9 protein-coding genes are annotated in these 14,977 nt (G+C 48.2%); all 9 read right to left on the reverse strand.

The features are described from left to right. Position 1 precedes the first annotated feature (1 nt). The 9 genes from BC351_RS28015 to BC351_RS28055 all read right to left on the reverse strand — a co-directional run bounded on the left by BC351_RS28015 (position 2) and on the right by BC351_RS28055 (position 14,943). On the reverse strand, positions 2-1,903 hold the full coding sequence (locus tag BC351_RS28015) for a golvesin C-terminal-like domain-containing protein (protein WP_079417224.1): 1,902 nt from the start codon (positions 1,901-1,903) through the stop codon (positions 2-4). Positions 1,904-1,947: 44 nt separating this feature from the next. Continuing rightward, a complete protein-coding gene (locus BC351_RS28020) occupies positions 1,948-3,045 on the reverse strand; it encodes a Gfo/Idh/MocA family protein (RefSeq protein WP_208629857.1) in 1,098 nt (365 codons plus the stop codon). 71 nt (positions 3,046-3,116) lie between these two features. Further along, positions 3,117-7,712, reverse strand: a complete 4,596-nt coding sequence (locus BC351_RS43580) for a fibronectin type III domain-containing protein (protein WP_079417228.1) — start codon at positions 7,710-7,712, stop codon at positions 3,117-3,119. 25 nt (positions 7,713-7,737) lie between these two features. Further along, positions 7,738-8,073: a hypothetical protein gene (locus BC351_RS28030; RefSeq protein ID WP_079417230.1), complete on the reverse strand. Its 336-nt coding sequence runs from the start codon at positions 8,071-8,073 to the stop codon at positions 7,738-7,740. Between the two features lie 128 nt (positions 8,074-8,201). Beyond that, the gene (locus BC351_RS28035; RefSeq protein WP_079417232.1) at positions 8,202-8,852 is read right to left on the reverse strand and encodes a hypothetical protein; all 651 of its coding nucleotides are present in this window, start codon (positions 8,850-8,852) and stop codon (positions 8,202-8,204) included. A gap of 80 nt (positions 8,853-8,932) precedes the next feature. Further along, the gene (locus BC351_RS28040; RefSeq protein ID WP_079417234.1) at positions 8,933-11,203 is read right to left on the reverse strand and encodes a glycoside hydrolase family 2 TIM barrel-domain containing protein; all 2,271 of its coding nucleotides are present in this window, start codon (positions 11,201-11,203) and stop codon (positions 8,933-8,935) included. A gap of 135 nt (positions 11,204-11,338) precedes the next feature. Beyond that, positions 11,339-12,982 (reverse strand): type 2 periplasmic-binding domain-containing protein, encoded by a 1,644-nt coding sequence (locus BC351_RS28045; protein ID WP_079417236.1) that lies wholly within the window; start codon positions 12,980-12,982, stop codon positions 11,339-11,341. A gap of 85 nt (positions 12,983-13,067) precedes the next feature. Next, a complete protein-coding gene (locus tag BC351_RS28050; protein WP_079417238.1) occupies positions 13,068-13,958 on the reverse strand; it encodes a carbohydrate ABC transporter permease in 891 nt (296 codons plus the stop codon). A 22-nt stretch (positions 13,959-13,980) separates the two neighbouring features. Then, the gene (locus tag BC351_RS28055) at positions 13,981-14,943 is read right to left on the reverse strand and encodes an ABC transporter permease (RefSeq protein WP_244209203.1); all 963 of its coding nucleotides are present in this window, start codon (positions 14,941-14,943) and stop codon (positions 13,981-13,983) included. Positions 14,944-14,977: the final 34 nt, after the last annotated feature.

The raw sequence follows: 14,977 nt of genomic DNA on the forward strand, positions 1-14,977 counted from the left end.
TTTATTCCCTTGGAACAAATTTTACCGCATCCGCAACTACATATCCGGTTGTCCCCGTATTGCCGATAATCACACTACCCGACGTCCCTGCAGAGAAGGGATAACTTCCAATCCAATTCCAAATGCCTCCACCCGCCAGCTGGTTGACCGTAGTTTGGGTTGCCCCCCACGCATGGTTGACCGTGACCGGTACATTACTTGCTCGATTCGTATCCGCGTTCCACCATAGGTACACATCATAAGAACCTGCAGTTAAGAGGTTAGGTGCATACTTGACGCTCTTCGAACCCTTCCCAGTATCGCCGTCATGCAGATAGTCCGCACCATACCTTTGGCCGCTGTAAGAACTGACCGCCCATGTTGCTGCCCCCATCTGCGTGACGCCTGTCGGATCGCTGTTATCGACGATGATGACCGTTGGCGCAGGCGCCTGGTACTCATGTCCGCCCATGCTTGGCGGATTGCTCCTCAGGGTCTTAAAAAAATCATCCGACACGTCCGCTAAATTATTCTTGCCCTTACCTATACAAGGCGAACTGTTCCTCAGCTTAAAATAGTCCCGACCGAACGTTCCGCCTGCAAGCATCGGATCTCCGATAACATCATTCACATTCGAGGCAACTCCCGTAACGACGCCGCTCCAGCAGTTATTGGAGAAAAGCAATTGCGAATTCTGATCGACATTCTGCAGCGTTCCCTGGCTCGATTTGAAAATGTTATTTTCAATTCGCGTATTGGTATGGTTCGCACCGCCGACAATGGAGATATTCGTATTCGTCGAATCAAGAAAGGTATTGCCGGCTATGAGTTCATTATTCAAGCGAGTGCCTGTAATTCCAGAGTTCCAATACTCGAAATTTTTACTGTTGCCTTTCAGAAAATTATTGATAATTTTCCTGCTATACCCGGGCACATGATTTTGAAAATCCTCATCTGCGATGGCAATCCCCATGCTGGGACTGCTGCCCCTGAAATAAATCGGATTCCCCGTGTTGTAGATCATGTTCCTCTGTATGGTGACGTCGTGCGCCTTGTCGATGTAAACTTCCAGCGCATAGTTATCATAGATGGAGCTATCCTCTAACACGACATCATGACTGTCATACCAGAATCCAACGCCCTCACCCCAGTTGTGGTAGATGGTGCTGTTTTTGATCGTGCCATACGCGCTGTTCCTGATCATGATAATCAACGGCCAGTTCAATTCACTGGATAATCGACTGAAGCGCGCAAAATTCGCATTTTCCCACACTGTATTGCCGTCTAAGGTAAAATAATCAACATTCTCTAGCTGCACAGCCTCATCACGGTTCTCATGAATATTGCAATTTTGAATGATAATGTGATGATATCTGGTTGTGCCCGAGCTGCCTGCATGAATGCCCCCGCCATAGGAATAGGCGATTTCGAGTCCGTCAATGGTAATATAATTGGCCGTGATCATCATCAAAGAATTCCAGGATAGTGTGAAATGCTGTCCGCTTAAATAGGTCACGCCGTCGTTGGTGACCGTCGGTCCCGTATACGTATTGTCTTGTGGCGCGTTGCTGGGATAGGTGTTCTGACCGGAGATAATAGGAATCTCTTCCGTGTACGCTTTAATCGTGATCGGACTGCCGCTTGCCCCTGAAGTCGAGATATTGATCGGTGCGGTAACATTATATGTTCCACCTCTCACAATGACGGTAGAACCGGGGCCGGCAGCGCCAGCCGCGTTGACCCCTTTTTGAATCGTAGCAAAGGGCTGACTCAGTGTTCCGGGATTATTATTATTTCCTGTGGTGGATACATAATAGGTGGTTGCAGCCGCATTAACTTCTGTCTGATGGATGATTCCAGATGCAATCAGTAAAAAAGCCATGGCCAAAACCACTGAAAACACAAATGAAACTCTTTTCATCATAACCACTCCTTCATATTGGAAGAGAAGTAGAAGATCACACTGCTTTAAAACCCGTTTTTCTGCATGTCGAGCAGGAAAGGCTCCGGCTTTTTACACGTACTCTTGGTCTCGTAGTACTTGCCTTCCTCCGATGAGATGAAAAATCCGTGCATGAGTTCTAAGACATGATAGGCAAATTCGCCGTCCGCCCGATGCTCCGTACCATTCCTAATAGCGTAGGCCATATCCATCAAACCGAGACCACGACTATTGGACGTAAAGCCATGAGTAAGAGGAACCTCTTTAAACTCCGCATAATCGCGTCTTTTCAAATAAACCGTACCGCCGAACTGATTCGGATCCGGCACGATTAACGAGCCTTCCGTTCCGTGAATTTCGATATTCGGCGAACGCGTTCCCCAGACATCAAAGCTGGTGGTAATCGTTCCAATCGCACCATTCTCAAACTCTAACGTACCGCTAATGTGTGTTGGCGTCTCAACAGGGAATTTCCTGCCGTAATTCGGTTCGCAGGTCACCATTCTTTCGTGGAACGTAGTCTGTGCAGCACCTGCAATTCGGCGGACAGGTCCGATTAAGTTCACAAAAGCCGCAAGGTAGTACGGCCCAATATCAAACATCGGACCCGCTCCCTTCTGATACAAGAAATCCGGGTTAGGATGGAAGCTTTCAGGTCCACGGGACATCATGCAAGCGCTCGCGGCGATTGGCTTGCCGATCCAACCATCATCGATCAGCTTGCGGCAGGTTTGAATCCCTCCCCCCAGGAAGGTATCCGGGGCAGAACCTACCAGAAGGCCTTTGGACTTCGCAAAGGCGAGAATTCGCTGGGCGTCTTCCAGTTCAATAGCCAGCGGCTTTTCCCCGTAGGTGTGCTTCCCCGCTTCCAACGCCCGCATATGAATCTCCGCATGCGCACTTGGTATCGTAAGATTCACGACGATCTCAATTTCAGGGTCTGCCAGCAGTTCCTCTACAGAGCATGCTTTCGGAATATGGAACTCCTCTGCTTTGTCTTGCGCCCGTGCCAAATCCAGATCGGCGCAAGCCACGATCTCCAGGATGTTAAATTTGCTCCCTGCCTCAAAATAAACGGAACTGATATTTCCGCAGCCAATAATGCCTACTTTAACTTTCTTCACTTGTACCCCTCCGACGTTATTCTGTATTTGGGGTCGCACGAGTAGAGACATCTACTTGTGCGACCTCCTATTTACGGAGCTGCATTCACCACAACATCGTCAAAATAAACTTTCGACAGGTGTGTGTATACCCCGATTTTCCCCGCTGAGAACGTGCTGGCTGTTGCTGTAAGAATAAGCTGACCATTTACATATGCCTGCAGCGTATTCCCATTCGCCGTGAATCGCAGCGTATGATAGGTTCCTGCGGCAAGAGGCGGGATGGCTGCTGAAATGGCAAGATCGGTTTGAACACCGTTTTTCAGCTTTGTGATGTATACTTTCTTGGTGTAGTTATCATAGGACATACTGTAATAGTTGTTATAGTCAACAAACCTCGCCACCAGTCCTATTCTGCCGCTGGCCGTCTCCATTTTCCCCTTGGCTTCTACGCTGTAGTTGGTCCAGGATGTGGATCCTGCTACGGATTTCACCCCGCCTTTATCCGCATTGTTAGACAGGTAAGCTTTGGACTCATACACGTCGGATACAACGGAGAACGTTCCCCATCCGGAAACCACCGACCAACCGCTGGCGCTGCCGGACTCAAAATTATCTTCCAGCAGTGTGCTTTTCGTCGTGACGATGGCTTCACTGCTTTCTTCGGAGATGTTGTTCGCCGCATCTTTCGCTTTGACGGTGTAGTGATAAGTCGTCGCCACATTCAAGCCTGTGTCTTTGAATGTATACACCGCGCCCGTCACCGTGCCCACAGATTGCCCATCCCGATAAATGGTGTAGCCGGTTACCCCGGTATCATCGGAGGCTTGCGCCCAAGACAGCGCAACTTCCGCAGACGAGAGCGCATCAGCCGTCAAGCCGGTTGGCGCAGTAGGCGCTGTGACGTCGGGATTCGGCAGGGGATTCACAACAATATCGTCAAAATACGCTTTCAACAGGTGCGTATATACGCCGACCTTCCCAGCTGAGAAGGAGCTGTCCGTAGTCATAGCCACCAGCTGCCCATCCACATACGCTTGCAGGATATTGCCTGATACCGTGAATCCAAACGAATGGTACGCTCCAGCGGTAAGCGGTGTTATCGGATTGGAAATCGCTAAGTCGACAGTCGTACCGTTCACCAGCTTACTGATGTATACTTTTTGCGTATAATTCTCATAAGTCATGCTGTAATAGTTGTTATAATCAACGAATCTCGCCACCAGCCCGATTCGGCCGCTCGGCTTATCCATTTTCCCCTTCGCTTCCACACGGTAGTTGGTCCACGAGGAGAGTCCAGCTACGGACCTTGTAGCCCCTTTACCCGCATTATCGGACAAGTAAGCCTTCGTGCCTCCGTCATTCACCACGCCAAAAGTTCCCCATACAACGGACCATATGCTTGCACTCCCCGACTCGAAATTATCCTCGAGCAGTGTGCTCTTCGTTACAGCCACAGCTTCAACACTAACTGCAGAACGATTATTCGCAGGGTCAACGGCCTGAACCGTGTAATGGTAAGTCGTGGCCAGGCTCAAGCCCGTGTCCTTATAGCTCGTGGTTGCGCCATTTAAGGTCGCAGTTTCTTGCCCATCCCGATAGACGATGTAGCCAGCCACACTGTCATTATCCGTAGACGGGGTCCAAGACAATGACATTTCATAAGAAGATAGCGCCGTTGCTGTCACATTCGATGGTGCGGAAGGCGCCGTCATATCTCGATACGAGATGATGAAATTATCATAGGAGACTGGGCCTTTAACCCGCTTCAAGAATTCGGTTAATTCAATTAGGAATGCCCCATTAGAGCCAGGGGTTGCATTAATTTCACTTTTCACCGCGTTTCCTAGTGCAGCTATCCATTGTTGTGTTGCTGTCCCCCACGGGAAGCCTGCCGGCAGTTCAAGATCCTTCGTTAGGATCCCAGCGGAGCCGCTTGCAATCGAGTTGTCTGTTGCTGTGACCACCAATTGACCATTGATATAGCCATATAGGTTACTGCCTACCACTTCAAACCTCAGCTTGTTCATAACATCCAACGGTAATGTCACACCGGTCGCTGTTTGAAGCACAACGGATGTACCATTGCTGCGTTTCTCAATAACTGCCTTTCCGAATAGCGCATCATAGGTAAAGCTATAATACTGGTCTGGATTCACATACCGGGCGAGGAGTCCTACCGTATCTTTATGACTGACAATCCTCACATCTGACTCTACGAAATAGTCTGTACCCACAGTCTGCGCGACCACAGCTGTCGATGACTTCGTCGACTGATACACATGATTGCCACTACTCTCTGTTTGAAGCGCAAAGTCCCCTTTAACGGAGGTCCAATCCGCCGCACCTGACTCAAAATCATTCGTGTACAATGGATCGTAAACCAGTTCAAAGGCGAAGCCTTTATCCGTATCAAGCTGGACAAATACGTCTTTTCCTGTGGCGATCACGGGAATTTCCTGCAGCCGTACACCGTTTGTCGCCAGCTTGTAAGCTTTGTACGCTGCTGGGATGAGTGTCGTCTTCAGATGGAATTCCATTGTCTCGTGTTTGGCAAGTGTCGGCAATTTCCCTCTTACATAGGTCCGTTTGTTGGCATCCGTCAGATCTTGAATCGTATCTTCCCCTGTCGCCGCTGCATCGGTTGTATAGATGACCAGCATTCTCTCGCTTTTGTCTAGCGATTTATCATCAAGCGTTGCTGCGGATACGGTTCCTTTATCCACACTTGCCTTTATGGATACAGGACCAAGCTCGAATAAGTTGTTATTCAACGTGCCTACAGCTCCAATTGCGTAAGGGGTATTGATCAGATAAGTATTTAAATTAAGATCAAATATAAGCTCACCCGTGTCCGAAACCAGCTTATTTTGATTCAGATTAGAGAGCATGTTGTTTTTCAGATTGACATCATCAATAGCATTAATAAACGTCTCCGCAACCTGCTTTAAAGTCATGCTATTCGTAATGGATATCTTATTCTGGGCAGGTAAATTGCCGCTTGCGATTTGCTCAGGTGTAAGCTCAGGTGTGATTTTATAGATGGCATAGGGTTCACCAGGCTTATCTGCGTACACGGTAACCATCTTGAACAGATGCGGTATATACATTCGATTAATCTCTAAATCTTCATTCTCCGTTGATGCCGCATGCGTCTTAACCGATGTCTGGTCCCTGACAATGACAAATTTAGGTTCGCTTGCAGTGATGTGACCTTTACGGAAAAGAAGGGTGCTTTGATATTCGGACATCGTTACCAAGGTATCTGTTAGGGTATCAAATGAAGTAAAACCACCCAAAGTTGCACTTTGTTGAGTAGCCTCTTTTACACGGGAAACATATTGAAACCTGTTTAGCATATCCCAGCCATTGAAGGCGCCGGTCGCGGCCACCATCAATCCAAGGTCGTCTCTGCCTTTCGTCGGAAACTCCTGATTATATTCAGTTAATGCAAAAGGCTTCTGGTACAGCTGCCCAAGGGCAAGACCAGGAATATAATTTTTAAATATAGTCCCTCCAGATTGCGGCACATAATTAGCTGCTGATTCTGGAGCAAATACCATACTGTAACGAGGATGTGACGCCGGGGTAAAAGAGAATGTTGCTCCCCTTCCATCTACAAGCCCATTATATAAGTGTGTTTCATGAACATCTGTGTGTGTTCGCCAGTAGTTGGCCAAAGAATCATTAATGTAGTTAATTCCTCCAATGGGTACCTTTACTCCAATTACATCTTTAAGGTAATTTTTCATTTCATTATGGGAAGATAACGTTTTTTCTGTGAAGTATTCGGCAAGATCATCACGAATACTCGCAGGTGATGCACTCCAAAATATATTTGGAAATGTTGTGATAGGCGGACGTGCTTTACCAGCCAGAAACGTATTAAAGTCTGCTTTTAACCATTCATTTACACTTGCGTTTGAAAAATTAGCATTATAAAGAATAGTTTCATTCATGGGAGACAGCCCCATCAATATAGGATCATCCTTCAAGGCAAGTCCGGTGTAAGGATTAACATGAGTAAGCCACTGCTGAGCAAATGATTGCCAAATCGCTTTACCGTCCGGAAAAAGCGTTGCCATATATTTGGCAGCGAATGAGCCGTAGACGCTTAAGCTTGGTACACTAGAGTAATCCGCATAAGCCAGAATGTCGAGATCGATATAAATGCCTCGATCCTTCAGCAAAGAAACGAAGTACTCAAAATTATCCAGTTTAACCGGATCTAATGTAACCGTAGTGGAAGTAGGTTTCACCATAAGTCCTACTGCCCACTCAACATTATCATCATTGGAATGGTATCGCACCACATTATAACCCATAGCAGCAAGCCGGTCGGCGATATTAACCATTTCGGCCTTGGTTGGATCCGTACCATAGCTGCCGTTAAGATTGGTACCAAAGAACTTTACTTTCTTATTGGGCTCATCCGTAAAATAATAATCGCCATCCGCATCAATCTTTACGAAGCCTTTCGTTCCAGCTGGTGTTTGATTCAAGTAGGACAAGTCCAGCGCACTTCCAGGTGCTACCGCCAATGTCGTATCAATAGCTTTCCATGTGCTGTCAGCAACTATGGGAGCTGCATTTGCGGTAGGGCCCGCCATACCTGCAGCCCCCACTATTTGCAGGAGTAAAGCCATAACCAGCGTTACTGAAGCCTTAGTAATCATTCCTTTTCTCATTTTTCAATCCTCCTGTACACTTTTATCAAAACCCATTAGCAGCCTGAACTGCGTCATTTCGGAATAGCAGCGAAGCTTGGGTCTCGGACACGATCGCCAACGGATCCCCCGCAATGGAGAACTGCTCCGGAGCGCCCAGTTTGATATTTTTATAAGCATCCCCCTGGTTCGTGCCAAAAGAATAGCGGTTCATCATATCCCAGCCTTGGTAAGCACCGATAGCACCGTTAAAGATCCCGACGTCTTCCCGTCCTTTGACAGGTTGAGTATCCTGAAACTCGGTAAGCAAGAATGGTTTATTATAGGGCTGCCTGAGTGACAGACCCGGATAGTAACCCCCAAAATGGGTATCCGTCGCCATGCCTTCGGATAATTGGCAGCTGTCGCGCTATCAGGAGTAAGGATTCATTCCAGGGGCTTACACCGATCAGAACGGGATCATTCTTCAAGGGGAGTCCCGTATAAGGGTTAACATGGGATAACCACGTGTTAGCAATCGCTTTCCACATATTGAGCGCTTGCGGTAGAAGTGGCAGCAAGTACGCGGATTTCGTCCCATCCGCATAATTGCCAAGCCCAGGGATCTCTTTGAAATCGTAGAGGTGGAAAATATCGATCGTCACATAGATGCCTTTGGACCTTCAGCTTGGCAATCAAATAGTCCAAACTATCCAATCTTTCAGCATTTAATTGTGGCGTCGTGGATCTATTTTGGACAAAAATGCCCTGTGCCCAATCGGCCATTGAGTCCAGCGTATGAAGCCGCACCACGTTAAAGCCTAACCGCGCTAGGCGATCTGCGGTTTTATCCGCACCTTCATGTGAGTCGTAGAACATATTCCATGTTAAATTGGCTCCGTACAGCTTCACCTTCTTTTGCGGCGCTTGCTCGAACATGTAGTCGCCATCACCGCCTTGTTGGATGAAGCCATATTTACCTGCCGGCGCGTCATTCATGCCGGATAAATCCAAGGCACTGCCGGTTACGATCATCGGCTCTGTGTCGATGGGTTTCCACACATCAACTGCCTGAGCAGTCGGTGCATGGCCTAGGATACCGCCGCTGCCAATAACAGAAAGCACCATGGTAAAAATAAGCAAGGAGTGCAAGCGTTTACGGATCGATTTGTACATCATCATTTAGGTCCTTTGATTCCGATTACAGTCGATCCCTCCATTAATCCGATGGCACAGACTGGTGCTTTACAAGCCTGTGCTTTCTATGTGAGTTGCTTGGTTCGCTGTGGAACAGGAACGATTTGCGCTTGCAGCGCCCTCGTTCGAAGTACCAGCTCTGCCGCCATCACCCCCTTCACTGTTGCTATACAACGAATAGTCCCTGGCGTTCGGGTCGCCTGAATATACACAGCGCCTCTGCCGGCTTCCAAGCTGAAGGGATTCTCGCCAATCAATTTCCCTGGACCCTCGATATGGAATGAAACCGCATGATGAGCAAGCTGCAGTGTCTGCCCTTTGCTGTCTTGCAAAGCAACTACGACTCGGGTGCAATCTGCACCGTCTGCGATAAGCTCGAGATCGTCCGCCTGCAGGATCAAGTGATCTGGAATCCCCATTGGAAACAGCTCATGCTCGGCTACTGCGATACCGCCGATTTTGCCAACAACCCTAAGACTCGTTAGCAGACTCGATCCCCACTCCCACCAACTGCAGCCTGTGAACATAATCGGCGGATGGGGCAAGCTGGGGTAATTCACATAGTCAGGGCGCTCCGAAGCAATTTGAACCCCATTAATAAATAAGTCCGCTTCTTCACAATTCGTGAAAACAGGTACGACATCCCGAAAGTCCTCATTAAAGGACGGGATCAAATAACGAGCAATAAATACGACAGGCTGCTTGCTAGGCTCCTGCTGACTGCGGTAAAAATGTCCCGCAAACTTCGGCAATCGGAAAATATCACAGACGCCATGATAGCAAACGCGATCACCTGAGCCGAAATCCTGATGCGTGTTATAGTCGAACGCGCACCAGCCAGCTGCTCCCGCAACATGGGGCACGCCATACTGCCCGTTCTGAATATGGGCATGACCAAGGGCATGCTTAATTTGCCGCTCCACGCTGTCATACGACTTCGTCGGATACATATGCCCCATATATTCCGTAATGAGATATGGGGAATGATTCGGCTGCATGATTTTCCCTTCCCGATTACGTGTGAAATCATTGTACGTAAAAACATCCTCCAGAAACTCGCTGTCATGTAAAGCGCGCACGCCACCGGTAGCCCGTGATGGATCCAACTTGTGCGCAAGTTCATTCGTCCGCAAATAGAACTCAGTATCATCCTGAGACTCATTAATGCGAACGCCCCACAAGAAAATGGAAGGGTGATTGCGGTCACGCACGATCATTTCTTCTAACTGATACAGCGCTTTGTTCTTCCACTGCGCATCGCCAATGTATTGCCAGCCTGGCAGCTCCTCGAAGACAAGCAAGCCAATCTCATCACATCGATCGAGGAAAGATGGATCTGCGGGATAGTGAGAAGAGCGAACAAAGTTCAATCCCAGCTCCTCTTTTAACATATCCGCGTCCTTACGCTGCCCTCTCTCACACATCGCACCTCCCAAATACGGGAACATCTGATGGCGATTCAAGCCTCGCAGCTTAAGCGGACATCCATTCAGATAGAATTTCCCATCCTTACGGAACTCGGCACTTCGTATACCCACCCTGGTATTCAGATCATCATTCACAAAGCTATCCACCCCCGTGTCACACAAGGACGTCCTCACTACATACAAATAGGGATCGTCGATGTTCCACAAATGCGGGTTTTTCACGTGCAGTGTCATCTGACTCACTTCGGTTTCTCCCGCATCCGCCATGATTGGCGTGGTGATTTGCTCAATGACTTTACCTAGGGGAGAGAGCAATGAGGTATGCAGCATAAGTGTCTTCGCTTCACCCCGATTGTTAATCCGAAATGTGCCATCCATTGAAGCTTCTTGTGCAGTCACATCTTTCCACTCATAAGAGGCCCACTCGATATACACAGCGTTCGTCACGATAAGTCGGACATTCCGATAGATGCCACCGAACAGCATATAATCGACCAAGCGCCCTTCCGGGGGGATATCTGGTCTACGTGTCGAATCCACTCTGACAGCAATCACGTTGGATTCCCCACATACAACCCATTCGCTTATCTCGAATGAAAAGGAAGTATAGCCCCCTTCATGCTCACCTACGAAGGCTCCATTGACATAAACCTCCGAAACCGACATCACACCATCGAACTCCACAATTAGACTTTTCCCCGTCCAGTCCGCTGGAACCTCAACGTGACGGCGATACCAAGAAACAAATTGATAGTCCGTTTCGCTAAAATAGTGATGGGGAACAAGCTTATTCGTATGCGGTATATGCACCTCCTCAAAATGATCATCTTTATATTTCTTGTGTTTGCTTTGCGGCTCATCCTGAGGACAGAACCACCACTCCGTGTTAAAATTTAAAATCTGTCTCATAGGCTTAATCCCTTTCTTTTTAGCAGTCTTTCCCTTATTAAATCGCGCAAAAAGGCATATGCAAGCGTGTGAAGAAAGCGATCCACTCACGAACGTTGCATATGCCATTGTATAAACTGATGTAACGGCTAGTCCTTATTTCTTCTGATTGGTCGGCCAAGCAAACTGGATGCCGAGCGCTTTCTTGGCTTGCAAAAACTGATTGTTCTGGTAAGCATACAGTTCCTGATAACCGAGGTTTTTTTCCAGCTCGATCTCTTCGTTATAGAACTTCTCCACATCGGCTTCCGACTTGGCTAGGAACATTTTGGCTCTTGCCTTCACACGGCTTTCTTCAATTTTGGCATTAATTCCCGATTCTTTCGTCCCGCCTAACGGAGTCGTCGATTCGAAGGGCAGCATATCGTACGTATATTGAGCAAAATAGTCCGTCGCTTGTTTCTTCAATGTGTTATCCAACGTTTTCGTTGTTGGCGCAGTCCTCTGAATCGGTACCCAGTTGATCAGCCAGTTCAGTGTGCCATTGCCATATTTCAGCTTGGCTTTGTTCGCATCTTCGGCATTCAGCTTATTGAACTCGTCCGACAGTTTCACTTTGCCATTCTCATCGAAGTTCCAAGCTGCGCCTTTCGGACCATAGTTCACATTCAGACTCATCTCGTCCGTGGATAAATAATGGAATAATTTAATAATCCGATCCTGATATTTGGATTTGGAGCTAACCATGGACAGTGTCCAGCCTGTTACATTGACAGGGTCAACGTATGGCTTACTCCCCTTGCTGCCGACTACAGGCCCGACATGCACATACGTCGCTTTCGGATCCTTCTGATACAGGGCGCTCCAGTCAATATTCTTGTTCGTGTAAGCGAACACCGCACCATTGGCGACCTTTTCCTGAATCTGATTCTTGTTCAGTGTCTGGCTGTCTTCCGGCATCAAGCCCTCCCGATACAGAAGATTCAGGTACTTGTATGCTTCCAGTGATTCCGGCGTACGCTCGCGGTCAATGAGATTGCCTTGGGCATCCTCACGAGGCGCCCCGAAGAAGTTGTAAATAATCCAACTGTCAAAATATGCAGGCGTTAGCGTAAAACCATTATATTTAACGCCCGAATCCTTCACCTTGCGAAGCGCTGCGACCAAGCCATCTTTCGTTTTAAAATCGTCGGCCTTGATGCCAAGTTGCTCCATAATGTCTTGACGCGCATATAAACCTTGGTTGCTGGCGATATAGTCGCCAGGTTGGAACGTTTCCTTGGCCCAGAAATAGCTCGCGTATCCATAGAAGTGTCCGTCCGGGTTGCGGAACCAATCCTGCATGGTTTTCGCTACCTTGAAGGATGGATCATACTTCGCGATCATGGTATCCATCGGTGCAACCAAGCCGGACTTCTCGAGCACTCCGCGCTGAGGGGACCCTTTATCGACGGTGATCACATCCGGAATGTCTCCCGCTGCGATAATAGCGCTTAGCTTATCCGAACTTCCTGAGGTGAAATCAATCGAAACGCCGGTCGCGTCTGTAATCATTTTATCCAGCAGATCGTTGACCGCATCCCAGTTCTTCTTGTAGTAGTCCTGATCGACAAACCAGGTAATCTTGATCGGCGACTTGTCCTCTGTCGCTGCTTTCGGTGAAGCGGATGCGGTTTCCGACGATGTTGGCGCCGAAGACGACTTGCCTTGGTTGTCACCTGTGGAAGAGCAGCCTGCTAATAACGAACCAATCATCATTAAGGCAATTCCTGACTTTTGAAAACGCTTTCTGTTATGCATTTGTTTTCCTCCCCTTCATGTACGCCTATATAGTGTTAATGTACAGCAAAAGCACCCCGCTTGCATGCTTTTGCTGCTGCACAGACTAACCTTTCACAGAACCAATTAAAACGCCTTTGACGAAAAACCTTTGGAGAAACGGATACACAATTAAGATTGGAGCGGTTGCGGCCATCATCATGGCAAGCTTCAAGGTTTCGGAGCTGATCTGCTTCGCTTCCTCCGGCATATTCCCCGCTACTTGCTCACCGAACTTCTGCGCGACTGATGCATCTGTCACGATTCGCTTTAAAAACAGTTGCACGGGCTCAAGATAATCCTTAGTTGTAAAGAACAGCGCATCCGTGTAGGCATTCCAGTGATACACACAGTTGAAAAGCGCAATCGCAGCCAAAACCGGCTTGGTCAGTGGAAGAACGAGCTGCAGGAAAATGCGGTATTCGCCAGCACCATCGATTTTCGCGGATTCTACAATCGACTCCGGGATCGTCCGGAAAAATGACATGATAATAATCATATCCCACACGCTGAACATCGTCGGCACAATGTAAACAAGGAAATTGTTCAACAAGCCGAGCTGCTTGTAAAGCAAATAGGTGGGGATCAAACCGCCGTAGAAAAACATCGTAAACAGCATGATAATCAGATACACATTACGCCCCGCCAACGCTTTGCGCGACATGCCATAAGCAACCAGCGCAGTAAACGCGACGTGAAGAGTCGTGCCTATCAGCGAGCGAGACACCGTGATGAAATAGGCATGGTAAATCGTGTTATCGGCAAAAATCGACCTATAATTGGCGAGTGTAGACTCGCGTGGCCATAAGTAGACGCCTCCCCTCATATAATCGACTCCCTGATTCAATGAACCGACCAGCGCAAACCAGAAGGGGGCAAGCGTCAGGACGACGACGGCCAGCATGAGGAAGACATTGAAAGCAACAAACCATTGATCTCCTCTTGAGCGGATTTTCATTAGTGGCTCCTCCTGAGTGAAGTTAGAACAGACTATTACCGGATATTTTACGCGTGACTTGATTGGCGCCGATCAGCAGAATCAAGGCGACCAGTGATTTGGCAAGCCCCACGGCTGTCGAGTAAGAATATCGCATTTGCTGCAGTCCCACCTTGTAGACGTAAGTGTCAATCGTTTCACTGACATTCAGGTTCAGCGGATTCTGCATGACCAGCATCTGTTCAATACCGGTATTCAGAATCGAGCTGACAGCAAAAATAAGCATAATGACGATCGTTCCCATAATGCTGGGCACTGTAATGTACCACATACGCTGGAACCTCCCGGCGCCGTCGATTTTGGCCGCTTCGTACAGCTCCTGATCGACCCCGGCAATGGCCGCAATGTAGATGATAGCGCCCCACCCGATTCCCTTCAGCATCTCCGACCCGACCATGATGAACCAGAATAACTCCGGCTTGCCCATGAAATTGAGCGGTTCATTGATGAGGTGCAGCTGCAGCAAGATCATGTTGATGACCCCGTTCGAGGGTGACAGCACGGTCATAATTAAACCGCCGAAGATGACCCAAGAGACGAAGTGAGGCAAATAAGAAATCGTTTGCACAAAGCGTTTGAACTTCGCTGTCGTCAGTTCGTTCAGAAACAGCGCGAACACGATTGGCGCCGGAAATCCAAAAATGAGAACGAGGATATTCATGGCCAGCGTATTGCGCAGCACGTTCATAAAATTAGCATCGGTAAAGAACTCCCGAAAATGGGCCAAACCAACCCAAGGCGATCCCGACACACCTAAAAATAGATCATAATCCTTGAACGCAATCAATATTCCATACATGGGAATGTAGGAAAATATTAGCAGGAACAGCACCCCTGGCCATACCATGCTTTGCAGGGCGAACTGGCTTTTCCATCTTGTATGGCGGCTAGTAGCCGCTTTGCCTGCTGCGCGAAAGGGACGATCTGTCGTTACGGCTCTTTCCACTTCTTGCCCCCTGTCTCGTTATTCACTGAACATG

The organism is Paenibacillus ferrarius, from assembly GCF_002027705.1.
Taxonomy (GTDB): Bacteria; Bacillota; Bacilli; order Paenibacillales; family NBRC-103111; genus Paenibacillus_E; species Paenibacillus_E ferrarius.